Below are 24,083 nucleotides of genomic sequence, written 5' to 3'. Positions count from 1 at the left end.
AGGAACAAAGATGACAGATATCAAAGATTAGATGTCAGACGGACCGATTCAAAATGCAATCTGAAATCGGTCAACTGTCACCTGAACGGTGCCCACGACTCAAGAACGGCCCGGTTGAAATCACCGGACATAGAGAACGAATCGCGAACGCTGAACTCAGACGAGTTCAGTGATGAAATACAACGCACATACCCAACGGCAACTGCAGACTAGCAGCTAGCCGCTTTTTCAACGGAATCCGCATTGATATTGAAGTGCTCGTAAACTTGATCGAACGGGCCACTGGCTCCGAAGCTATGCATGCCGATGAACTTGCCTTGTGAACCAATCCAACGATCCCAGCTCATTTGAATTCCAGCTTCGATCGCAACTCGGTTGGTAACCGCCGGTGGCAAGACTTCGTCGATGTAGGACTGGTCTTGTTGGGCGAAAATGTCCATGCAAGGCATGCTGACCACGCGAACCTTCTTACCCGCTGCGGTCAACTTCTCACCCGCTTCGACAGCCATGTAAAGCTCACTGCCGCTGCCCATCAAGATCACGTCCGGAGTCCCGTCGCAATCCGACAAGATGTAACCACCCTTCAAGCAACCCGATGCCGGTGCAAACTTGCTGCGGTCCATTGTGGGCATGTTTTGGCGAGATAGAACCATCGCGGCAGGGTGATCGCTGATCATCATCGCACTGCGATAACATTCGGCAACTTCGTTCGCATCGCCAGGGCGATACACGTTCAAGCCAGGAATCGCTCGGCAAGCGGTCAGGTGTTCGATCGGCTGGTGAGTCGGGCCGTCTTCGCCTACGCCGATCGAATCGTGCGTCAGGATATAAAGAGTCGGCTGGTGCATGATGCTGGAAAGTCGCATCCCGCCACGCATGTAGTCGGTGAAGACAAAGAATGTCGCACAGTACCCACGCAATCCCGACAGGCACAAACCGTTGGTGATACCGGCCATCGCGTGTTCGCGGATACCGAAGTGCAAGTTGCGTCCGCCGTAGGAAGTTGGCAGGAACTCGCCCGCACCTTCGAACTTCAAGTCCGACTTGTTACTTGGTGCCAAGTCAGCACTGCCGCCGATCATGAACGGGATGTTCTTGGCGATTGCGTTAAGAACCTTGCCGCTGCTGTTTCGAGTTGCATCGCCCTTTGCGTCGGCTTCAAAGACAGGAATGTCCTTGTCCCAACCTTCAGGCAACTTGCCGTCGAACATCGCTTGCAACTCAGCAGCCTTGGCTGGTTCAGCAGCTTGGTACTTGGTCCAAACGTCTTCCCAGGCAGCGGAAGCTTCCGCACCCCGTTTGCCAACGCCTTCGGCGAAGTGTTCTTTGACGCCTTCGGGGACATAGAATTTTTCGTCTTCAGGCAAGCCGTATGACTTCTTCGCCAATGCGACTTCGTCCCAACCCAGTGGAGCCCCGTGGGCACCGTGAGTGTTTTGCTTGTTAGGTGCACCGTAGCCGATGATGCTCTTAACGATCACCAAGGTTGGCTTGTCGCTGCAGGCCTTGAAAGCTTCGACCGACTTGTTCAGTGCGTCGACGTCGTTGGCGTTATCCACCTTCAAGACGTTCCAGCCCATGCCTTCGAACTTCTTGCCGATGTCTTCGCTGAAGGCCAGATCGGTGTCGCCTTCGATCGTGATGTTGTTGTCATCGTAGAACCAGCACAGGTTGTCCAGCTTCAGGTGACCGGCGACCGACGCGGCTTCCGTCGCAATGCCTTCCATCAAGTCACCATCGCTGCAGATCGCGTAGGTGTTGTAATTGAAAAGCGTCAGGTCGTCGGTGTTGTAGTTCGCGGCCAACCACTTTTCCGCCATCGCCATGCCGACGCTGTTACTGACGCCCGCACCGAGTGGTCCAGTGGTGGTTTCGATACCAGCGGCTTCAGCGTATTCGGGGTGACCGGCACACACGCTGCCGATTTGGCGGAACTTTTTGATGCTATCCAGCGTGATCGATTCACCGCCGGTGGGGTTGCCGTGGATGTCGGTTGCCTTGGTGCCGATCAAGTGCAAAGTGCTGTACAGCAACATCGATGCGTGACCGCAGGACAACACGAATCGGTCGCGTCCTGGCCAGTGCGGCTTGGCGGGATCGTAATCCATCGCATTTTGGAACAACTGGTAGGCGATTGGAGCCAATGCCATGGGGGTTCCGGGGTGACCACTGTTGGCCGTTTGCACTGCGTCCATGCTGAGTGCGCGAATGGTATCGATCGCCAAAGTTTGAATGTCGGTGGAGGTCGCTGTCATCTGCCGCGCCGCTGGGTGTCAGGGGAAAGAAATTTCTAAAAACAGTGGTTTTGCCCGCAATTCAGGCAGCCAAAGAGTACCGACGAAGAATGCCCAAGGGAAGGGCTGACGCGGAAGGATTCGAGGGAAGACACCCTCCATAAAAGGGGGATCCGGATCAGAATCCCCGCTGCAATCCTGGAGTGATATCCAGATCGAGCGTCGCGAATTGCCCCCGCTCCATTTGTTTCCAAGCGATCGCGCCCATCACGGCGTTGTCGGTGCAAAGTTCCGGAGGGGCGATCACTAATTCGAAACCATCCTGTTCCGCCGCTGCGGCAAAGTCCCGTCGTAACCGCCCGTTCGCCGCCACGCCGCCGCCAACCAACAACCGTTTGACGCCATGCTTTCGAATCGCACGGCGGCTCTTGCCCACCAGTGTGTCGACGACAGCGGCTTCGAACGAAGCACAAACGTTCGCTTTGGTGGAATCATCCAACTCTAGCGACGAAAAATCCTGACGGCCTGGCCCCACAATCGCATACCGAACCGCGGTCTTCAGACCACTGAAACTGAAGTCGAACGAGCCGTCATGCATCTTCGATCGAGGGAAGTCGTACGCTTTGGAGTCCCCGCGGGCTGCCCACCGCGAAACCTCGACACCGCCGGGGAACCCCAACGACAACATCGCAGCCACCTTGTCGAACGCCTCCCCTGCGGCATCATCGATCGTGCCGCCGAGGTACTTCAGGTCAATCGGATCTTCACAAAGATACAGCGTCGTGTGCCCACCACTGACGATAAGCCCAATCGCCGGATACACACTGTCGCCAGCCGCTTGACTCAATTGACAAGCATACAGATGGGCGTGCAAATGATTAATCGCGACCAGGGGCTTTCGCCAAGCCAAAGCCAGTGACTTCGCCGCCACGACACCCACCAGCAACGAACCAGCCAGCCCAGGACGGTCCGCCACCGCAATCGCCTGCAAATCCTCGCCTCGCACGCCCGCTTGGGTCATCGCCGTATCGACAACCGGCAAAATCCGCTCCAAATGTGCTCGGGCCGCAATCTCGGGAACGACCCCGCCAAACCGCTCATGCAGCTTTTCTTGGGTCGCGATGCATTCACCCAAAACGCGTCCGTCGCGGGTCACCACCGCTGCCGCGGTTTCGTCGCACGTCGACTCGATCGCTAGCAAGAAATCGGATCCCGCCCAGGATTGGGACTGGGATGAAGCAGTGGACACGGGCAACTTACAATTCCACCGTGTTCATCACGTTGTAGGTCGGTCCCTGTTTTTCTAAGAAACTTCCGATGACCTGAACCTTCGAAACTGTCATCGCACCTAACTGATCATCTTGATGACGCTGCCACTTTTCGATGACCGTGCTGGACGCCCGTCGCGAACCGCTGCGAACGCGTCCCAGGGTCAAATTGGGAACGTAGTCTCGGGGCTCTCGCTTGAATCCCATATCGGCGTAACGGTCCTCCATCAGGCTGACGATCCGGGTTAACGAGTTGGTCGGATCCTCAATCGATATTGTCAACGCTCGGGCCCGCTCCACGTCGGGCAGGAAACTCGTCCCACCGAAAAGCAACTCAAATGGATCAAAATCGCTACAGATATCCGCCAGTACCTTGCAGATCTCCGGAGTCTCAACGTTCTCGACTTCGCCCAAGAATTTCAGCGTCAGATGCAAATTGTCTTCGGGAACCCACTTAATCCCCATCGACGAGCTGCCGTCAGATCGCGATGCTGAAGGGGACGGAGCCTGCTTTTTCTTGGCGGGCGGTTTCCAAATCGATAATGGCTTGGCTTGGCCGTCCTCTTCCCGCATTTCATACACCCATTCCAACGCATCGCCGGCGAGTGATGATGGAAGCGGGATCGCCAAAAAGGTTCGGATCGTTCTCATGACGGATAGTTGTACGTTAAAGCCAAGCGGTGTTGAAGGATCGGCAATCTTGAACGCACACGGTGCAGCTAGCAACCAGCATTCTGGGGACAATTTGCCAAAGACGAACACTCTCGCAAGCGAAGCGGACCGGGCTCGCTGGCTGGCTTCGTTCACCCCGCCCCCGTTTCAATCCCATCGCCTTCTTCGCGGCGGGCACCTACACACGTTGATCGGTGCGAAAAAAGCCAGCACCGTCCAGGCGATTGCCACGACCCACCAGCGGCACCAGATCGACCTGCCCGATGGCGACGCACTGGTGGTGCACGACAACCAGCCTGAAAACTGGCGGCCGGAAAATGGCAGCGTCCTGATGATTCACGGCATTTGTGGCTGCCACACGGCGGACTACATGATCCGGTTCAAACGGCGTTTAGCCTCATCCGGCATCCGCACATTTCGGCTCGACATGCGTGGCTGTGGCGATGCGGGGGCCTTGTGTCAAACCATCACGCACGCCGGGCGCAGCGAAGATGTGTTGGCGGCGATTGAGTTCATTGGTGGCCTAGTCGATGACGCATCCAGCCCGATCGGCGCCGTTGGCGTTTCGCTGGGTGGCAACCAATTGCTGTTAGCCGCCGGTCGCGTCGGCAACGGATTTCATCCAGTTCCCCGTGCTTGGTCGCGAGTCGGGCCGATCTTGGCCATCGCCCCACCGCTAGACCTGCAAGCTTGCAGCGACGCGATGCAGTCGCCGAAGTTGCGGTTCTATAACTGGTACTTCATTCATCATTTATTACGCCGAGCTTCACCCGCCCTGCGACGCAACCCCCAATACCAAGCCGCACTGCAACAAGCTCGTCCCAAGAAGCTGCGCCAGTTCGATCGCATCTTCACGGCCCCGCTGGGAGGCTTCGCATCGGAAGCCGATTACTATCGCAAGTCATCAGCCGTCAACGTGATCCAGCACATCAAGAAGCCAACGCTGATCGTGACCGCGGCCAACGATCCGCTCGTCCCAATCAGCTCATTCGAACCTGTACGCCAAGTGATTCAAGATCGCACCGGAACTTCACCTGTGCGTTTGCATGTCACGCCTCAAGGCGGCCACCACGGTTTTCTGAAACCCGATCGCACTTCATGGGCAGACGATTTAGTTGCCAGCTATTTTGGCACGGGCCTTTCCAGCAGCTCGCTCACATAACAACGAGTGCATCGATCGTCTCTGTTCATCTAAAGGAACACGCACTTCGCCGCTTGCACGAACTGCTGCGATGATTCAGTAGAATCAGTTGCCTTCCGGCTTTTCAATTTCCGCTGAGAGACTGGCGGGAATCCCAAGACGATCCGGGTCATCAGGTCGGGAAGGATCGAACGAGCCCACGTCGGACCGCAGAAACTGGGCAAGTTCCGGAAGCTCGGTCTTGATTCCCTCGACGACACACCTAGCTAATTCGTAGCCACCGTAGGTGTTGTGGTGCGTATCGTCTTTCAGTGCTTTGTCCTGCCCAGGAAATGCATTGGCGGGGTAGTGGACAAAGGCCCGTTTGGATCCCTGTTCGCCTAACGCGGAATACAGCTCCAAACTCATCGCATGCAGATCGATCACCGGGACGTTTTTTTCCTTACCGACCTGCCGCACTGCATCCGCAAAATCAGTCAACGTTTGGCCAGGCTTGCCGCCGCTCCAACGCCGGCGCTCCATTGGCGTCACCAATACCGGGCGAGCATTCCGATCACGAACCGCGGCGACGTAGTCTTCGAGATCGTTCTTGTAAGTGGTGAACGGCCCGGCTCCCTCGCTCTTGTTCTTTTGGTCGTTGTGTCCGAACTGAATGAACAGATAGTCGTTCGGTTGGATCGTGCTGAGGATTTTCTCAAGACGTTTCTCCCAACGAAAGCTGTACAAGGCGCGACCTGATTCCGCGTGGTTGGCCACGGCGACGCCCGGCTGAAAGAATCGCGGCAAAGCCTGCCCCCAACCGGCCCACGGTTCGCGTCGCTGATCGGCCACCGTTGAGTCGCCCGCGATGTAGACCGTGATGGCCTTCGGCGACGGAGTGATCTTGACCGACTCCACACCTTTTCGATCCGGCAAGAATTCCAGTGTCAATTTGTCGTCCCACTGAACGGACATGGGCTGGGTCTCGCGGCTGTTCAACCGAACCTTGCCTCGGCCTTCTTCGCCAGCGAATTCTGCGTCACCGCTTTCGATGTCAGGACGCCGCACGTTAACCGTGAACCGACGATGCGACGCTTCGCTGCGATCTTGGTTTCGTAACATCAAGCGTCGCGATTCAGCCTTAACAGTGCTGGACGCGGCTGCTTCCAAGCTCGCGTAGGAAACGGTGACGTCGTAGTTCCCTTCAGGGATCTGGACCGCGAAAACATTCGTTCGTCCAGCGATCCATCCGTAGCCAACTTCTTCCGAATACTTGTCTTTCGCCTGAACCTGTACGGCACCTGCCGACGCATTACCACTTCCGAAATAATAGGTATTCGGGACAGCAGTTTCGGCGTGTACCACCGAGGCTGCGACCGCACAGAAAAGCAGGATAGATGTCAGCATCAATTTCATGGATGTCGTTTCTAACGAAGTGAACAAATCAGCGGGAGCGGAGGTCTTTCCACGCTACCGTGCTGTGAATCTCTCCAAGAATCTCTGCCCAAAGTCGCTGCCCAACGAAGACACAGATCAATTCGATTGGCTACCCCGATTGTGGGCTTCGATGATAGGGCCATCGATACTCGCAAGATCGATCCGGTTTTTACCATTAAAAAAGATATTTGCGGTCATTTCGCTTCGGCCCAATCAAAATTCCTGCCACAGCGACTTCTCGTCAGTCTAAATTTTGGCCCCGAAACAAGATGATTTTCGCATTACCAAATAACTTCATCTTCCTCCGGCTTCGCGGCTCAACGGCTGGCAAAGCCCGGAGGGCTAACTTTGGATAAACCCCTCCAGACGATTGCGTCAGGTCTGGCTTATCGATGAATGTCACCAGCTCACAAAAGCTTCACTTCTTCCATGGATGATAAGATGGAATAACGCTTTACCGCATCCTTCGCCGCCGCAGCATCGGGAATAGTTCCTTGACCGAAGTCACCCAAATCCTCAACCAGATTGAACAGGGCGACGCATCCGCTGCCAGCGAACTCTTGCCGCTCGTTTACGCGGAGTTGCACAAACTCGCAACGCATCGCATGAAACGGGAATCAGCCGACCAAACCCTTCAGCCCACCGCGTTGGTACACGAAGCCTACATGCGGTTGGTCGGCAACGATAATAGCGAAGCGATTCAGTGGGATAGCCGAGGCCACTTTTTCGGGGCGGCTGCAGAGGCGATGCGGCGCATCTTGGTCGAGAACGCTCGTCGGCGGCAAAGCCTAAAGCGCGGCGGACAATTCGCGAAATACGAGATCACCGAAGACGACGCCATCATCAACTCCGGTGACGCAGAGGAATTGCTCGACTTGGATGCCGCCTTAACCCGATTAGCCGACGAAGAACCGGAACTGGCCCGATTGGTCGAACTGCGGTACTTCGCCGGGTTAAGCGTTGGCGAAACAGCTGAAGCCCTCGACGTTTCGCCGCGAACGGTAAAACGCAACTGGGCGTTCGCCCGAGCCTGGCTGGGGCGACAAATGCACAAGGACGAGGAAGCCGAATAGCAATGGCCATTGGACAAGAACGAGACATCTTCGCCGACGCGATCGAAATCGATTCCCTGAAGCAACGCGCACGATTCGTCAGTGAAGCTTGTGGTAACGATGAACAGTTGCATGCCGTTGTAACCGACTTGCTGCGTGAACATGATCGCGTCGATAGTCCAGTCGATCGTCCTATCTTAAAAGGCTTGATGCCAACGATCGTAAGCAACGAACCCGACGATCCTCATTGCCAACATAAGATTGGCGCGATGGTCGGCCCTTACAAGCTGATGGAAAAAGTGGGTGAGGGTGGCTTTGGTTTAGTATTTGTTGCCGACCAACAGGCACCGGTTCGTCGACGGGTCGCACTGAAGATTATTAAACCGGGCATGGAAACCCGAGAGGTGATCGCTCGCTTTGAAGCGGAACGTCAAGCGATCGCGATGATGGATCACGAGAACATCGCTCGTGTTTTCGATGCCGGTGTCACTGAAACCGGCCAGCCCTACTTTGTCATGGAACTGGTCCGCGGTGTCCCGCTGAACGAGTTCTGTGATAACCACCGCCTCGATACCCAAAGCAGACTTAGTCTGTTCATCTCGATCTGCAACGCCGTCCAGCATGCACATCAAAAAGGCATTATCCACCGTGACCTAAAACCGTCCAACGTGCTGGTCACGCTGCAAGACGGTCGACCGATCGCCAAGGTGATCGACTTTGGGATCGTCAAGGCAATCGGCGGCCAAAGCTTAACCGACAAAACGATCTACACGCGTTTGGCTTCCATGATCGGCACGCCAGCCTACATGAGTCCCGAACAGGCCGAGATGAGCAATGTCGACGTGGATACCCGCAGTGACATCTATTCACTTGGTGTGATGCTGTATGAATTGCTAGCCGGTTCGACACCTTTCACTCGCGAACGACTAAACAGCGTTGGCTTCGATGAACTTCGTCAAATCATTCGCGAAGAAGAACCACCTCGGCCAAGCACCCGCTTCAGCACTCTGGGAAGTCATTTGGCGTCGACGGTATCCGCCAAGCGTCGATTGGAACCTACGAAACTAGCCTCTCTGATGAAAGGCGACCTGGACTGGATCGTCATGAAGGCGCTCGATAAGGATCGCGCCCGGCGTTACCCCAGTGCAGTGGCGATGGCGGAAGATGTGCAGCGTTTTTTATTGCGCGAGCCTGTGGAAGCTCGCCCACCTTCGGCCGCATACCGGTTCTCGAAGTTTGCGCGGCGAAACAAGGTGGCTCTATTCACTTTCGGATCCGTTGCCGCAGCGTTGTTAATCGGCAGCGCAGTCAGCCTTTGGCAAGCGAAGGTGGCACTGGATGCACTGCGAAAGGCTCGCGTTGCTGAAACCGAGGCGACTCAATCTCGAGATGAATTGGAAGGCTTCACCGATCGACTCAAACAAGCCAACCAACTTTTAACCTCTGGTCGCGCCTATGCGGAAAGCGGTGATTGGGCGAATGCCCATGATGCTTACCTGACGGCGACCCAAACACAGCCGCGATATTTTCATGTGTGGATGGAACGTGGCTCTTTGTATGGCAAGTTAGGATTGTGGCAAAACGCGGCGGCTGACTTCGCCAAAGCACTCGACTTGGGTGCCCCGGTCAACGGCGCCGAATTCATTGGCGTACCGCAATTGTTCCTATTCACCGGCGACGAAGCCGCACAACAACAACTCAGTGCAGAGATGAGCAAGTCCGGCGACAGCGGTTCTTGGGGAACCACATTACGTGGACGCCTGATTGGCAAGCCTTCTCTTGCAGAAGCTGCTGTGATGGCAAAGCAAGGCGAACAGTTGGTTGGCGGCGATCAAGTTAACGCCTTCGGCCGGACACCCTTCCGATCTCGGATGCCCTTCGGTGCGAAGCTGTATATCGCGGGCTGGGCTCATTTGCAGGCCGGTAATTTGGACGAAGCGATCCAGCGACTCGAACAAGCTTACGAGCAGGACCAAAACTGGGGCGGGCACGGAATTGAATTCCCGCTACTGGCAATCGCCTATCACCAATTGGGCGACCACGCCAAAGCACGCGACCTGTTGGAACAATCAAACAAACAACTCGACCACTGGCTAACAGAATCGTTGTCCAAACACCGTGGCACGCCTCCGATTCCATGGTTCGATTGGGTGGAATTCTTGTTAATCCACCAAGAAGCGACCGAGTTGATCACCGGCCAACAGCCACCAGCTGATCCGCGATTTGCTCGACAAAAAGAGATGGCCAGAGCGGCTATCCAATAACACCACCGCGTTCGGCTCGGTCACACGACGCTTTCGCACCAGATTCCCATTAAACCGTGCTGGACGAGTCCAAAAATCGAACCGGAACTTACGTCGCCTGTGGGGGTTTCATGACGAATTGTGCCCATTTTCTAGCTCGTCGGCGAGATCCTTCAGGTGAACCGAAATCGGTCCACTGACGGTGAAAGGCGTCCGAAGAGCATTCGCCAGATGCGAGTTGGCCACAATTCTAACGATGTCATCGTAGTGACACCCCGTCACCGCTTCGCGATTTGATTCGGAAAACACTTAGGAAACTCATGAAGATTCGTCCGCAATTCTTTGCCGCAGCACTGGTCGCTGGTCTGTTCGGTGCTTCCATATCTAACGCCGATGATTGGCTGCGGTTTCGCGGCCCGAATGGTTCGGGAGTGGTCACTGATTCAAAAGAGGTTCCGGTTCGCTGGAGTCCCACGCAAAACGTAGCGTGGAAAGCCAAACTACCTGGTGCTGGCGTTTCCAGCCCGATCATCGTGGGCGACCGAGTCTTCGTCACCTGTTATTCCGGCTACGGCCTGGACCGCGGCAATCCCGGCGACATCAATAACCTGAAACGACACCTGGTTTGCCTCAATGCCGAAACGGGTGATGCGATTTGGGACAAAACCATCGACGCGGTTCAGCCCGAGGATCCTTACACCGGTGCTGGCGTTCCCTCACACGGTTACGCTTCGCACTCACCCGTTTCCGACGGCAAGCATTTGTTCGTGTTCTTTGGCAAGACGGGTGCTCTGGCCTTCGATTTCGATGGCAACCAATTGTGGAACACGCCCTTGGGCACGGAATCGGACTCACACCGCTGGGGTTCAGCCGCCAGCCCGATCTTGTTTGAAGACAAAGTCATCGTGACCGCTTCAGCGGAAAGCCAAGCATTGGTGGCTCTGGACAAAGCCACCGGCAAAGTGGTTTGGCGACAAGAGGCGAAAGGTCTTGACAACCTTTGGGGCACACCTGCATTGGCGGAAACTCCAAATGGTGATACGGAATTGGTCGTAGGTGTCGCAGGCGAAGTTTGGGGACTGAACCCCGACAATGGAAAACTACGCTGGTATTGCCAAGCGGGACAAGCTGACCAAGCGAGCACCAGCGCCATTGTCGACGATGGCGTGGTTGTCGTCGTCGGCGGCCGTGGTAGTGGTTCGATCGCAGTCCGCTCCGGCGGCAAGGGTGATGTTTCGGATTCACACGTTGCTTGGGCTGGCCGCGACGCAGGACGTTTTGCGTCACCCGTCGCTTACAAGGGTCACGTGTATTCGGTTACCAGTGATGTGCTGTCACGGATGGAGATGGAATCGGGCGAACAAGTTGACCGAATTCGTCTATCCGGCGGCAGCCGCAGCACCGGTGGTGGACGCGGTGGTGCCGACTACGCCTCACCAATCATCGCCGACGGCAAGTTCTATTACCTCAAAGGCAATGGCGACATGTTCGTCGTCAACGTCCAGGATGAACTAGAACAAGTCGGCGTCAATCGAACCACAACGGACTCAGAAACTTTCAGTGGCAGCCCTGCATTCAGCAACGGCAAGTTGTATCTGCGATCCGACAAGCATCTGTATTGTGTAGTCAACGGCTCCTTCGACGAATCGGCTGATCCGAAAGCGGAAGCTGCGGATACAGACACCGACGATTCTGGCGAAGCAGACGATCGCCGTGGCGGCCCAGGCGGCTTTGGTCGCGAAGGCCAAGCAGGCCGTGGACGGGGTGGGGATGATCGCGGCGGAGATGGAAGAGGTAACGCTGGGCGTGGAGGCCCAGGAGGAAACGGGCCTGGTGGTTTCGGCGGCCGTGGTGGTCGAGGCGATCGAGCCGGTGGCCGTGGCGGACGGGGTGGTCCAGGCCGAGGCGGCCAAGGCGAAGACAACCGCCCTGACCGACCTCAACGTCCCGAACTCGACGACGGGATCGTCGCCAAGAACTAACAATCGATTTCGTTGCACGAAACTCTTCAGTACTCCCGCATTCATTGCGGGAGTACATTGCGTTTGTTCGCTTAGTAAATAACCTTCACTTCCCCCAAGGTCTTTCCCGATGAATCGCAAATCCGCTAACCAGTTCGACCAACGAGTTCTTGATCTCTACGATGATTTTGCACACGGTCGTCTTTCACGCCGGGATTATGTCAAAGGCTTAGCCGCCTTCGCTGTCGGCGGGTTAACCGTTGAAGCTCTCGAGGAAAGTCTCGCTCCCAACTACGCTTGGGCTGAACAAGTGAAGGCGGACGATCCGCGAATCGTGACCGAAACAATCACGTACAACTCGCCCAATGGTGGCGGCAAGATCAGCGGTCTGCTCGCCCGTCCGGCTGGTGATGAGGGCAAGAAGTTCCCCGCCGTCTTAGTCATTCACGAAAACCGCGGTCTGAATCCTTATATCGCTGACGTCACTCGTCGGTTGGCCACCGAAGGATTCTTGGCATTTGCGCCCGATGCATTGTCACCCCTGGGTGGTTACCCCGGCAACGACGACGACGGTCGGGCGATGCAAGCCAAACGAGATCGCGCCGAGATGACTCAAGACTTCATCGCCGCCACGAAGTTCCTCGACACCCATGAACTATCGACCGGTAAAGTGGGTGCAGTTGGATTCTGCTTTGGTGGCGGAGTCGTTAATCAACTTGCCGTGCAATTGCCTGAGGTTCTTGATGCGGGTGTCCCGTTCTACGGTAGCCAGCCTGACGCGTCCGACGCGGCTAAAATCAAAACGCCATTGTCGATTCAAAACGCGGAACTTGATCGCCGGATTATGGCCGGTGCGAAAGCCTTCGACGAAGCACTCGCCGCTAACAACGTACCCTACGAATCGCACGTCTATCCCGGCGTCAATCACGGCTTCCACAACGACACCACGCCTCGCTACGACGAAGCCGCCGCCGAACTTGCTTGGCAGCGAACCCTCGCTTGGTTCAACAAATATTTGCGTTCATAGACCGCTGCTGACCAAGAACATTCCTACAGCGATACTGCTCGCTGTAAATAGCCATGCTGAAAATCGACTCGCCGAGGTACCACTCGGCTTTCAGCGTTAATTGATTAGCTCGCCTGTCCAACCGCGATCAGTATCGCGGCAAAGGACGCTTGACGGCCCAAACAAGCGGCCTCAAATTCGCGATCGAACAGTCTGCTCTGACTCGGAAAACCTGTCATTTCCGCGGTATTCTGAGCCAATCCAAATAAACAGAATTTCTAAACGGATTTATCGGTAAAAAACGGCTGCTGGCATCGATATCAGATGACGATAGGTCCCCGGCGTGAGCGATTGGCGTTCGCACCGTAGCGTGACGACGAACATCCGGCAGCATCTAATCATGGTTCAACCCGAACGACAATCGCATCCAGACGATGAAGATTTCGTTCGCCAGATGACAGCCAGTCAGCGTGATTTGCGTGCATTCATCGTCGGCCTGGTTCCTCATCAAGTGGACGCTGACGATGTGTTGCAAGAGGTCAATATCGCGTTGTGGAAGAAACGCCATTTGTACGATCCAGAGCAGATCTTCCTGCGATGGGCGTTTGGTTTCGCCGCGATGGAAGTTCGTAGCTTTCGCAGTCGATCGGCCAAAAGCCAGCTTTGGTTCAGCGAATCGGCAGTGGAATCTTTGGCTAGCGACTGGCCCGAGGCAAAAACATTCATCGACGATTGCCGACAAACCCTCGCTAAGTGCATCCAAAAACTGGGCGGCCCCGAAACGCTCATCATCGAGGGACGGTACAAGAACCGGTTGTCAGTTAAACAAATCGCTGCGGACACCGGAAAACCGGCAAGCACGATTTACAAGATCTTACACCGATCCATCGAGTCGTTGCGTGAATGCGTGAAACGAACTCAGTTGCAATCACATCATTGAGCGGAGTCATTCAGCGATGAGCGAATCACCCAACGCTTCCAAAATGAAACGTGTGCAGCAATTGACGCTAGATAAGTGCAGCGGAATCCTCACCGACGAAGGGGTCAGCGAATTATCGGACGCGTTGGCGACTTCGGAAGAAGCCCGAACGGTTTACTGGGAAATGATCGCTGTCCATTCACAACTGGAGTGGGAACTAGGTTCATCCGTTTCCCCCGTCGTCCCGACAACCGACAAGGTCGATGCGCCGAAAAACGTTTCCGATCGTTCGTCCACTCTCCGCATCGCCGCGTGGACACTCGCAGCGTCAGCATGTCTGGTGATCGCCTTTCTTAGCACTCGATGGGAACGCGGACAAAAAGATCAAACGCAGACCAAGGTCACTCAACCAACGGATACCTCGTCCACGCTCGCGCCCATATTAGGAACACTGACCTCACTTGTTCCCCAATGTCGTTGGACGTTCGGCCAGCTGGGCGACCAGAACTCCAACTCGTTTCGCCAAGGCGACACACTTTGGCTGGAAGAGGGAGCATTGGAACTGCGGCTAACCAGCGGGGCGGTTGCGTTACTCGAGTCGCCGTTGGTCATGCAGGCTTCCGCACTGGATCGCGTGCGTCTGATTCGCGGTGCGGTCAAAGTAGGTACCGGAAACCAGACTTCGGGATTGTCCGTCGAAACCTCAATGGCGGAGGTCACTGACTTGGGAACCACGTATTCGGTAAGCGTGGAAGATGGCAACACCGACGTCGTCGTCTTTGATGGTGAAGTCGATCTGAAATTGGCAACTCAAGCAAAAGCCCAATCGATATCTTCCCCGACTGCTAGAAAGCGAATCCAAACGGGCCAAGCCGTGCACGTCTCAGTCGACGGCACGCTTTCACGGATCATCAGTGTCCAGCAATCGTCTCTCGCGACGAAATCGTCCCCCGCACAACGTTCCCGTCGTTCATTGATTAGTTCCGTTCGCGACAACAACGCTCGCGATGACTTTTTCAGTTTCTATGAGATCATTCCTGGTGGAATGCAAGAAGACGCACCGGCCTTTGTCGATCGCCCACATCAATGGAACGGAATCAGTCGAGAGGGCATGCCCCCGTATTTGCTTGGCGGTGATTACGTCAAAACATTCAACGACGACAAAATTACCAATGACCTGCAGATCGAAGTTGCGGTTAACCAACCGGTGACAATCTACGTGCTATTGGATGACCGAGTTCTCGTGCCCGATTGGATATCAGAATCGTTCGAAGACACCGGTGACGATATCGGTGTCGATGAAGTCGATGTGCGTGCCGGTAAAACCTGGCAAATCACGACCGAGAATCTTCCTTTCGGTGCGGGTCGCAGTATCAACCGTCAGCACTCGATCTGGAAACGAGTTATCCGACAGCCCGGTTCAATTGAACTGGGCTGCAACGGATGGCTACCAGATGACAAGACTCGTCGCCGCAGCGCAGCGAACATGTACGGCATCGTTGCGGTTCCGTTGGCGCCCGAAATCTAGTTTCGCAGTTGGTCAATGCACTGATCCCCCCACTCCCCGCTTCCCACCCCTTTCCAACCTCTCCAAACGAAAGTGATTGTTATGTTAAGACGTTCCCCCAACCGTCGCGAATTCCTACAGGTCTCAGCCGCCACTACCGGCTCACTGATGATTACTGGAACGAAGTCATCCTACGCCGCCGCCAGTGCCAATGACCGCGTTCGAATCGCAGTGATAGGATTGAATGGGCGGGGACAATCCCACATCGCCGGGTTCGGCGGCGCTGGCAACGTCGAACTTGCCTACGTGGTTGACCCAGATGCGGGCGTGTTATCTAAAACGATGAACGGGCTCGAAAAACGCAGCAAAGGCGAGTTCAAAACCAAAGGCGTCGCTGATCTTCGCACTGTCCTGGATGACCCGACGGTGGATGCCATTACGATCGCGGCCCCCAATCACTGGCACTCGCTAATGACGATTTGGGGTGCACAAGCGGGTAAACACGTTTACGTCGAAAAACCGATGAGCCACGACATCTCCGAAGGACGCGTCGTCGTGGAAGCTCAAAAGAAATACGGCGTCGTGATCCAGCACGGAACCCAACGCCGTAGCGATGCGGGGATCGCAGGCCTGCACGAAGCGCTGAAAACAGGAAAGCTTCCGAGGCTTAAAATTGCCTATGGATATTGTTGCAAACCCCGAAACGGCATCGGCAGCAAGTCGCCCGGTACACCACCGAGCCAATTGGACTGGAGTCTTTGGAAGGGGCCCGCTGTGATTGACGACTATCACGCCAACTATGTGCCCTACAACTGGCATTGGTTCTGGAACACCGGCAATGGCGATATGAACAACCAGGGAACTCACCAACTCGATGTGGCGCGTTGGGCCATCGACGATGATCAAACGCACCCCGTTCGCGCGATGGGAATGGGTGGCCGATTCAAATGGGACGACCAAGGGGAAACGCCCAACACGATGTTCGCGATGGCAGAATACCCCAACGGTCAAATGGTGTTCTTCAACGTCCGCAACGTGAACTACAAGGGTTACCAACGGCAAGTCTACAACGAGTACTACCTAGAAGACGGCAGTGTGATCACCGGTGAAGGTAAGTATCAAATCCGTCGCCCCGGCAGCAACAAAGCTGAACCGTTGGTTCTGGAACCTGGCAAAGTCACCCCCGGTGGCAATTGGCGTAGCTTTACCACTGCGGTGCGAGCCAACAATCCGGACATGGTGAACGGGAACGTCCGCGAGGCCCATGACGGATGCGTTTTGGGTCACTTGATGAACAACTCCTATCGCCTTGGCGAAAAAGTTCCCTTCAACAAGCAAGCCGGACGTTTTGGTGACAATGCCGATGCAGCAGAGCATTTCGGCAAGCTGCATGACGTCATGCACAAAGGTGTTGGTATCCCTGAAGACGGCGAGCACTACGTCGTCGGACCAACTCTAGAATTCGATCCCGCTACCGAGCGACACATCGGGGCACATGCTGATCGAGCGAACCAGCTATTGAAGGATCCAAACAACGCCGGCTTCCAAGTGCCCAGCGTGGACGCGGTTTAAGCCGCCAGTCAAATGCGGCTTCGGAGTTTGCCGAACCGTCGATAACCAGAACGGCATATCAGCCGTAGTTGCCAACCGGGCAACTACGGCAGGTCATGTCTTGCCGCCAAGCTCTACTCGTTTAGCTTGGCTGCTTCGCTTGGAAGTTCTTTGTCAACCAAGCCGTAACCGCCACGGCCTTCTGCGACCCGGCTTTCGACATCCATCTTAGTTTCTTCCGGCTTTGGTTCCCAAAACTTGACGATTCTATCACTCGGAAGATTTTCCGCTGATCGGAACAAGCGAAAACCAACACCGCGAGCAGGGTCGCTGGTGAACCACCATGGACTTCGTGGGTAGTTCGGGTCTTCCTCTTTCCAAGTTTCGTCATCCGACGCCAAGCGAGCGGCACTACGAAGTTCGGCTGGATCCATTTCCCAGCTACCGCCACGTGCAACACAGGGCGATGGGTTCTCTGGAAAACGCGAAGCAGCGTTTGCGTCGCTGATCTTTTCATCGACGATCCATTGGTAACCATTCTCGGTGTACTCGTTGACCGTCCATTCCGCTGCATTGCCATGCATGTCGTACAAGCCGAACGGATTGGGCTTCTTGGTGCCCACTTCGCCGGGACCATCTAAGCTATTGTCAAAGTACCAAGCGTAGTCTTCGATATCGTCGGCACTGTCACCCCAACTGAACGCGGTTTCGGTCCCAGCCCGAGCGGCGTATTCCCATTCCGCTTCTGTAGGCAGGCGGTACTGGGTGCCAGTGATTCCTGACAACCACTTCGTGAACTGTTGAGCGGCGTACTGGGTCATCGTGACGGCCGGCTGCAGAGGCTTGTCGCCGTATTCGAACGTGAACGAAGGATCGTAAAGCTCGGTCGGTGCAGTAACCGCATCAGCTCGGTTTTCGTCATTCACCTCACGTACACCATTGGCTTCAAACTCTTTGAAGACGGCGTACATTCGCATGTACTCTTTGTACATATCCCAACGAGTTTCTGTGCGAGCGACCCACATCGGTGCCACATTCATCTTGACCGTAGGCCCCTCGTCGGCAACGAAATCTTCAGCATCTTCAGGCGTTCCCATTTCAAACTCACCACCCGGAACCGGGATCATCTCGAACGAGAGATCAGTACCAGGAATCCGCTGGGTGTACGGGACCATGAACTGCCCGTTTGCCAGCTCGACGCTAGGACCTTCGGCAGGTTTTTCGGTAGCGATCCCAACCGGAAGCGAAGCGACTGATTCGGCTGTAACCGACGATCCGGCGAAGACGACAAGCGAGGCGATTGCACAAACGGACAATGCGAAACGACAAACGTTGGACCGCTGGGAAATTGACTCCCGGGGAAATGGGACTACCGAGCTCGGCATGGGGTGCGACGAATATTGGATTGACATGGAGCGGAAACTGGGCGAGAGGCAGGTAGGAAGGGTGAAGTGATTTTCGCCCATTCTAAACCTATTATTCGCGGTTACCACCCAAACCGTTCTCTCCACCCCCGATCTTGCGGTCAGATTTTTTGCAAAATCGGGGGGGAAACACAACTTTCTCTACCAAATCACTCGATCATGCCGCTTCCTGAAGAAAGGGGCGAAGTCGCAACCTTAGGCACTCGAACCCATCCGTCCGCTTCGGGGCTAGCCGATTCAAGGGCTTGTACCAGGGCGACCGAGACCTTCTTGGTTGGAAGGTTGGTAGCGACAACCACTTCCGGAATCTCAACGTCGAGACCTGCGTCACGAGCGGGTTGTGCAACTTGCGACTGAGCCAGCAAAGCAGAACTCGCGTCTTCAGTAGCACAACAGGGAACGTCGCCGCATGGCATTTCGATGTAGGCGTCGCAGCAACCAGTCGAATCGCAACATCCCGAATCGCCACAACCTGACGATCCACAGCAGTTACGAAGCTTGCTGCGGCAATCGGGGCAACACACGATGGCGGACCATTCGTAAGTGCACTCTTTACACTTAATCGGCTTGCCCGACGTCAGTTTCTTAACAACGCGGACCTTGCCGCATTTTTTTAGCGGTCCGCATTCCCATGGGAAACGCAGTGGTGGGATGCAAATAGCTTCACACTCACAATCCAATGTTTTGATTTCGACATCTTCCACGTCGACTTCAACTTGGCAACGGCCTTTTTGACAAAAGCAGCAACATGGGCCGAAAGCGAATGCAGATTGGGTGGCGACCAGCATCGTCGCTGTCGCGGCAAGTGCCGCAAATAGGTAACGGTTCATCCGAGATCCTTCTTATGAATGAGTTGGTGGTTTGGCGGTTTCCGGAACGGTTGACCTAGAAGTCGACCATGAAACGAGCACCGTAAACGTCATAGTCACCTGTCCCAACCAAGTCCGTACGGTTCTTGATCTCGCCGGTGATGTAGTTGAACTGCATGCGAGCATTGGTGTTCCAGTGCCAGTTCAGTCCAAGAGTCAGTGATTCAGCCTCGCCGCCTTGCACGTCCTCGTCACTAAAGTCGGCGTACGACAATCGAGCAGCAACTTGCCATGCACCCCAACCGGCCGCACGTCCACCACAAGCACGATCGATTAGCCAGAAGTTCTCGAACGGTGTCACGCGTCCAAGAGTTCCGCTCTCGCGATCCCAAGGCATGTGCTCACCCGTCAGGAAGTAGCTGACGTAAGCGTATGCACCATGCAGATGAATATCTTCGGCGCCATCACGTTCGCCCCAGTTGCTTTGGTATTCACCAACAAACTGCAACGCACCCAGGTTCACCACGGATTCCAAACCAATCAGGTTGTAGTAATCCAACCCTGCAATCCGTCCAGTGTCCAACCAACGTGTACCGGCGGTACGAGCTTCAGGACGAGTTCGGAATCGGCTTTCAGCAACCGCACCTTCGTCTTCATCTTGGTTCGAGCTCACATCAGAGTGTGAACCTGAAATCGCCCAGTGGGCGTATCCACGACCACCGCTGGTCTGGTCATACCAAATTGTGTTTGCCATTCGGCCGGCGACTTCCAATTGCAAATGGTCGCCAACGTAATTGCCTTCGTCCTGGACATTGCGCCCGTTGAAGACACCGTAACGCCAATTCCACGCCAGGTCATTCGAGTTCCCATAAGCTTGCAGACCGAGACGACGGGCGTCTTCGTTGAAAGCTTCAATTACAAAAGGACGCTCGATGAAAACGTTGTAGCGTGAACTGTTCAGGTGATCGAGACCGTAAGGGCGTTTCTGGTTACCCAGCAACACTTCCCCTAAGAATGGCAAGTCAGTCCAGCCGATAAATGCATCACGAAATTCAGATGCATTCCCGCCAGCCAATTCCATCTCGATCTTGTAGATCATGTTGTCTTTGATCTTGCCCTTGACGCCGAAACGCAGGCGGCGGAACCCAAGCCTATTGTTCTCGTCGGTATCGTTGGCAGCGATCTCATTGATGTTCTCGTCATGATCGAAGCCCCACGCATCAATGTGCACACGCCCACTGACTTTCATCGTGGACTTGCTGGTTCCGCTGACAACGATGCTCTTGTTACCGGCCAACTCCTCGACCTTCTCAAGAGACTCCTCGTAGTCCGATAGCTTCTCGTCGAACTCGTCGAGCTGCTTTGAAAGTTCTTCCAACGAGGGTTCGTTCGCTTCTTCCTCATCGGCCTTGGTCTCGGCCTCAGCTTCTTCGGCAACGTCGTCGGAAATGACTGAAACCGAACCCTCAACAATCTGTTCCGCTTGGAACGCGTTGGAGGAGTTTAGAAAGCTATTGAAGCCTTCCGCTTGGGCAGGTGCTAAGAATGCGAGCGATGCTGCGCCGAAGGCAGCCGTACAAATCCATTTCTGGAGAGCCCACCTACGGGCTAAACTTGAATGCAAAATCATGGGTCCATCCCGAAGATTCAATAACTGGTTGGCAACTTGCCCGGGCGCTGACCAGCGACCCCCAGCTCAGCGGTGCAGGGGATGCGATCGAATGGGAGCTCTTGCGAACTCAGAAGAATCCATTTCTTCTCCTCATAAGGATGATCGGCGGCGGAACCTCTCTATCCACTTATCCTCCCAGGGAGAATCTGGACAATCGTTTCAACGCCTCTTGAAAGCCGTTACAACCCGCAGTTCCACGCTAGAAACCTTCGGCTTTTTGTTAAGATTTGGAAACCTTCCAATTCTTAATCGAGTGCCAAGGAAGCTGTTGGAAGGCCGCGCTAGCCCTGCTTCAATTTGAGCGTTCGCAAGAGCGTTTGTCGTAAGACCTTGCCGTTCAATAGGTTATCGCTCCTAGGACTTGAGAACGAATTCAAACAACGTTGACTAAAACTCACTGTCTGTATCGATACGGCGATTGACCTCATCAGCGGCATCTCCAGCCTTTTCGACTAAATTCGCTGTGTCTTCCCTCACCTTATCGGTATTAACCCGCACAGCCGGATCACCTTCGGCAGTACCGAATTGCAACCAACCGACGAATACGAGGGCAAGCAATACGAGGGCTGCAAAAATGAGAACACGCATGAGATTTCTTTGTAGCTAAGGTGCGAAACAACTCGAAGGACATAAGCGACCAAACCGCTCACGTTGACGTTACTCTGGCAACGATTCGACTAATCCTTGTCGCTGATATTGACGTCAACTTCGCCAGTATCGATCGATCGTTCGACTTCGATGCTCGTACCCGGAGTGTCGACGTCAAGCACCGTCTCCTTCCTTTCACACCCTAGAATCAGAAAACCGGCTGCGACAACCAGCAATAACAAGTAGGCTCGGATACTCTCGTGGAAACGGTTCATGGTTCAATCCAATCTAGTAGGGAAGGCTCTTCGTCAGCCTTTCAGCATCCGCTACCCAAACGGGTAACGTAGGCGAAGTTGCGGAGACAACGGTATCCGCAAGAGATGTGCCAACAGACGCCCTTAGCCGCTATTTGCGTTGGGAAGGTATAAAACGACATCGGACTGAACCGCGTTCAATCAGCGTGGTTTCAAATCGAACAGCACAGGCGTCTGTGTAGCTTCATCTCAACCAAAAGAAGCCGATAAAGCAGGCCATCTGAATTGCATCGCTATGCCGCTTCTAAGCAGTCCTCAACGTACAATCGCCGTATCCACAGCATTGCTAGTGCGACCAATGGCGTCGCGAACATGATGCCCCAAACGCCAAACAGTAACCCAGCTACCACCTGGGCCAGAATCACCATCGCGGGTGGCAAGTCCACCTGCCGCTCCTGCACCAAAGGTGTGATCAAATAGCTTTCAGCGAACTGAATGACGAGATACAAAAGCAACACTCCAAGGACTGCAGAGGAGCCTTCGTTTGAAGCCAGTAGCAGTGCTGGAACCACGGCGGCGATCCCTCCTAAATTGGGGACGAACGTCACCAATCCAGCGAAGATCCCAAGTTCTAACGGCATTGGCACACCTAATACCGCCAAGCCGATTCCGAACGATATCCCCACGATCGCCATCGCAAGCAGTCGGCCGAGCATCCAATGCCACAACGTGGATGCAGACTCACTTAGCAAATCGGACGCCTTGTCTCGCCAAGCAACCGGCAGCACTCGCAAAACGCCCGATTGATAAGTTCCTGGCGAGGTGGAAAAGTAGGCACCAAGAATGATCAGGATAAGAATGTCCGTTAACGCACCAAACGTGGTCGCAAATAACGTTTGCGCTAACCCAAGCGATTTCCCGGACGACGGCATCATCGATCCGATGCTGACCTCTTCACGCAAGCGTTCGATAATAGGTTGCTTTTTAGCAGCCTCCAGTACTTTGGTCGCCGACGCGTCGATTCGGTCAGAGAATTGAATAATCTGGTCGTCTATCGAGCTAGCAAAGCCAAAACCGCCAAGTATGAACAATGCAACGGCTAAGAAGAGCACCAACCCAACTCGCACGCCCCGGCTCCACTTCCAAGGTAAAACCTTTGCGACAAGACCAGCAAGGCGGTTGACCACGACACCGATCAGGACAGCGCCGAACACCAGCATCAAAAAGTGCCGTGCTACGAATAGAATGCCTACCACGGCCAGCGTCGCCAAGACCAATCCGATGATGGTCATCGTATTGGCAACAAGCTGCTGGCGACGATCGGGAAAGTCAGACATGGCGTTTACAAAACAGATGAGAGAAACGCCCCGTAGCGGGCCGCAGACCTGAGACAAATACCCGGGCCTGCGATTAGTAAATCGTGGCACGGCCGAGCAGAGGCGTGAACAAGGGCGTGGAATAGAAAACTGCTGTACGAACAGATCTTGCTGGAATCCACACATTTCATGCCACACCAACGGGCCGCGAGAGGCTCAGCCCAGATACGTAGCCAGGACCAAGCCTGAGCTACGCACGATGCCAACAACGGCCGTCGATGCTGACTACGGCTTGAGCTTCCAACCGACGATGACACCCAGGCCAAATGCCCACATCGCGGCGACGTCGGGCTTGTCCTTGGCATAATCTTTGGCCAGGGCAAATAAATCCTTGGCTGGCGCTGAAACGTAATACTCAGCACAGTCCTGAGTTGCTTCTGCGGCCGAATGGGCAACGCGATTGGCTGTTTGACGAGCCTGATCGCTCACGTTGCTAGTACCGCGGTTCAAGTTTGTAGTTGATGGTTGTGACATCGTATTTACCTTTGGTGTAAAGAGGTTTCATGGAAAACGGAATTGCTTGATCTCATGCGATCATCGAGCCCTTGCTTGAATGAGTCGGCCCTTAATTGATTCCGAGCCGACTCCTTCGGTGTGATCAAGACTGCCTTGATCCACTTCAGGTTTTCGACAAACTCAGACTTGGTCTCTTGGAGCGAAGCGGCTGCGTGCTTCAGGGACCTGACTGCGATAAGCAGCAAAATAGCCGCCACGGCAAACACACCCAACGAAACAGTCAGCAACGAAACCCCAGTAGACCAACCCGCTAACTCATGAAGCAGGAAACCGGCTCCCACCATTAGCGTTGTCAATGCAGAGCCCGCGATGGCGACAGCGATTGCCGTCACTATTCCTGCGGTAGTTGCTCGGCGTCTTGCCTCCTGACTATCAACCGAAATTAACTGCAACTGCAGTTCGCAAAGATCGGCGATGTCGCTGAGGACGCGCTGAAAGCTCGAGTTTTTGTTCATCTGGAATTCCGTTACGGTT

At 54.9% G+C, this 24,083-nt stretch carries 21 protein-coding genes; 8 read left to right on the top strand and 13 right to left on the bottom strand.

Features of this window, described 5'->3' with window-relative positions:
* Positions 1 to 209: 209 nt before the first annotated feature.
* The 3 genes from tkt to thpR all read right to left on the bottom strand — a co-directional run bounded on the left by tkt (position 210) and on the right by thpR (position 4,153).
* On the bottom strand, positions 210 to 2,255 hold the full coding sequence (gene tkt, locus ACR3ZL_RS04615; protein ID WP_473649062.1) for a transketolase: 2,046 nt from the start codon (positions 2,253 to 2,255) through the stop codon (positions 210 to 212).
* A gap of 157 nt (positions 2,256 to 2,412) precedes the next feature.
* Positions 2,413 to 3,483, bottom strand: coding sequence for a tRNA (adenosine(37)-N6)-threonylcarbamoyltransferase complex transferase subunit TsaD (gene tsaD / locus ACR3ZL_RS04610; protein ID WP_473649063.1), 1,071 nt, complete (start codon positions 3,481 to 3,483; stop codon positions 2,413 to 2,415).
* Between the two features lie 7 nt (positions 3,484 to 3,490).
* Positions 3,491 to 4,153 carry an RNA 2',3'-cyclic phosphodiesterase gene (gene thpR / locus ACR3ZL_RS04605; RefSeq protein ID WP_473649064.1) on the bottom strand — a complete coding sequence of 221 codons (663 nt, stop codon included), beginning with the start codon at positions 4,151 to 4,153 and terminating at the stop codon, positions 3,491 to 3,493.
* Here thpR and ACR3ZL_RS04600 point away from each other — a divergent pair.
* Positions 4,152 to 5,336 (top strand): YheT family hydrolase, encoded by a 1,185-nt coding sequence (locus tag ACR3ZL_RS04600; protein WP_473649065.1) that lies wholly within the window; start codon positions 4,152 to 4,154, stop codon positions 5,334 to 5,336. The genes thpR and ACR3ZL_RS04600 overlap by 2 nt on opposite strands.
* Before the next feature lie 84 nt (positions 5,337 to 5,420).
* Here the strand turns inward: ACR3ZL_RS04600 and ACR3ZL_RS04595 are convergent, their stop codons facing one another.
* Entirely contained in the window at positions 5,421 to 6,710 is a 1,290-nt protein-coding gene (locus ACR3ZL_RS04595; RefSeq protein WP_473649066.1) for a rhamnogalacturonan acetylesterase, read from the bottom strand.
* A gap of 515 nt (positions 6,711 to 7,225) precedes the next feature.
* Between ACR3ZL_RS04595 and ACR3ZL_RS04590 the strand changes: the two genes are divergently transcribed.
* Positions 7,226 to 7,804 carry a sigma-70 family RNA polymerase sigma factor gene (locus ACR3ZL_RS04590; protein ID WP_473649067.1) on the top strand — a complete coding sequence of 193 codons (579 nt, stop codon included), beginning with the start codon at positions 7,226 to 7,228 and terminating at the stop codon, positions 7,802 to 7,804.
* Positions 7,805 to 7,806: 2 nt separating this feature from the next.
* On the top strand, positions 7,807 to 10,047 hold the full coding sequence (locus tag ACR3ZL_RS04585; RefSeq protein WP_473649068.1) for a protein kinase domain-containing protein: 2,241 nt from the start codon (positions 7,807 to 7,809) through the stop codon (positions 10,045 to 10,047).
* Between the two features lie 108 nt (positions 10,048 to 10,155).
* Here ACR3ZL_RS04585 and ACR3ZL_RS04580 read toward each other — a convergent pair whose 3' ends face one another.
* The gene (locus tag ACR3ZL_RS04580; protein ID WP_473649069.1) at positions 10,156 to 10,335 is read right to left on the bottom strand and encodes a hypothetical protein; all 180 of its coding nucleotides are present in this window, start codon (positions 10,333 to 10,335) and stop codon (positions 10,156 to 10,158) included.
* Positions 10,336 to 10,346: 11 nt separating this feature from the next.
* Here ACR3ZL_RS04580 and ACR3ZL_RS04575 point away from each other — a divergent pair, with 11 nt between their 5' ends.
* The 5 genes from ACR3ZL_RS04575 (at position 10,347) to ACR3ZL_RS04555 (ending at position 16,991) form a co-directional block, all read left to right on the top strand.
* Complete coding sequence (locus ACR3ZL_RS04575; RefSeq protein ID WP_473649070.1) at positions 10,347 to 12,008, top strand: outer membrane protein assembly factor BamB family protein; 1,662 nt, start codon at positions 10,347 to 10,349, stop codon at positions 12,006 to 12,008.
* Positions 12,009 to 12,117: 109 nt separating this feature from the next.
* A complete protein-coding gene (locus ACR3ZL_RS04570) occupies positions 12,118 to 13,014 on the top strand; it encodes a dienelactone hydrolase family protein (protein ID WP_473649071.1) in 897 nt (298 codons plus the stop codon).
* 322 nt (positions 13,015 to 13,336) lie between these two features.
* A complete protein-coding gene (locus tag ACR3ZL_RS04565) occupies positions 13,337 to 13,933 on the top strand; it encodes a sigma-70 family RNA polymerase sigma factor (protein WP_473649072.1) in 597 nt (198 codons plus the stop codon).
* Positions 13,934 to 13,949: 16 nt separating this feature from the next.
* Positions 13,950 to 15,440, top strand: coding sequence for a FecR domain-containing protein (locus ACR3ZL_RS04560; RefSeq protein ID WP_486173240.1), 1,491 nt, complete (start codon positions 13,950 to 13,952; stop codon positions 15,438 to 15,440).
* 81 nt (positions 15,441 to 15,521) lie between these two features.
* Entirely contained in the window at positions 15,522 to 16,991 is a 1,470-nt protein-coding gene (locus tag ACR3ZL_RS04555) for a Gfo/Idh/MocA family protein (RefSeq protein ID WP_473649074.1), read from the top strand.
* A gap of 113 nt (positions 16,992 to 17,104) precedes the next feature.
* On the opposite strand, the gene ACR3ZL_RS04550 is transcribed toward ACR3ZL_RS04555, so the two are convergent.
* The 8 genes from ACR3ZL_RS04550 to ACR3ZL_RS04515 form a co-directional block, all read right to left on the bottom strand.
* Positions 17,105 to 18,286: a formylglycine-generating enzyme family protein gene (locus ACR3ZL_RS04550; RefSeq protein ID WP_473649075.1), complete on the bottom strand. Its 1,182-nt coding sequence runs from the start codon at positions 18,284 to 18,286 to the stop codon at positions 17,105 to 17,107.
* Between the two features lie 257 nt (positions 18,287 to 18,543).
* Positions 18,544 to 19,224 carry a hypothetical protein gene (locus ACR3ZL_RS04545; protein ID WP_473649076.1) on the bottom strand — a complete coding sequence of 227 codons (681 nt, stop codon included), beginning with the start codon at positions 19,222 to 19,224 and terminating at the stop codon, positions 18,544 to 18,546.
* Positions 19,225 to 19,279: 55 nt separating this feature from the next.
* Positions 19,280 to 20,833: an OprO/OprP family phosphate-selective porin gene (locus ACR3ZL_RS04540; protein WP_473649077.1), complete on the bottom strand. Its 1,554-nt coding sequence runs from the start codon at positions 20,831 to 20,833 to the stop codon at positions 19,280 to 19,282.
* Positions 20,834 to 21,262: 429 nt separating this feature from the next.
* Positions 21,263 to 21,463 carry a hypothetical protein gene (locus tag ACR3ZL_RS04535; protein ID WP_473649078.1) on the bottom strand — a complete coding sequence of 67 codons (201 nt, stop codon included), beginning with the start codon at positions 21,461 to 21,463 and terminating at the stop codon, positions 21,263 to 21,265.
* 89 nt (positions 21,464 to 21,552) lie between these two features.
* Complete coding sequence (locus ACR3ZL_RS04530) at positions 21,553 to 21,738, bottom strand: hypothetical protein (RefSeq protein ID WP_473649079.1); 186 nt, start codon at positions 21,736 to 21,738, stop codon at positions 21,553 to 21,555.
* 272 nt (positions 21,739 to 22,010) lie between these two features.
* A complete protein-coding gene (locus tag ACR3ZL_RS04525; RefSeq protein ID WP_473649080.1) occupies positions 22,011 to 23,054 on the bottom strand; it encodes an AI-2E family transporter in 1,044 nt (347 codons plus the stop codon).
* Between the two features lie 264 nt (positions 23,055 to 23,318).
* Entirely contained in the window at positions 23,319 to 23,567 is a 249-nt protein-coding gene (locus ACR3ZL_RS04520; protein WP_473649081.1) for a hypothetical protein, read from the bottom strand.
* A 5-nt stretch (positions 23,568 to 23,572) separates the two neighbouring features.
* Entirely contained in the window at positions 23,573 to 24,064 is a 492-nt protein-coding gene (locus tag ACR3ZL_RS04515; protein WP_473649082.1) for a phage holin family protein, read from the bottom strand.
* Between the last annotated feature and the right edge of the window lie 19 nt (positions 24,065 to 24,083).

Source organism: Rhodopirellula sp. J20-39, from assembly GCF_057365095.1.
The sequence above is the reverse complement of the archived record's forward strand: the minus strand, read 5'-3'. Positions and strand labels throughout refer to the sequence as shown.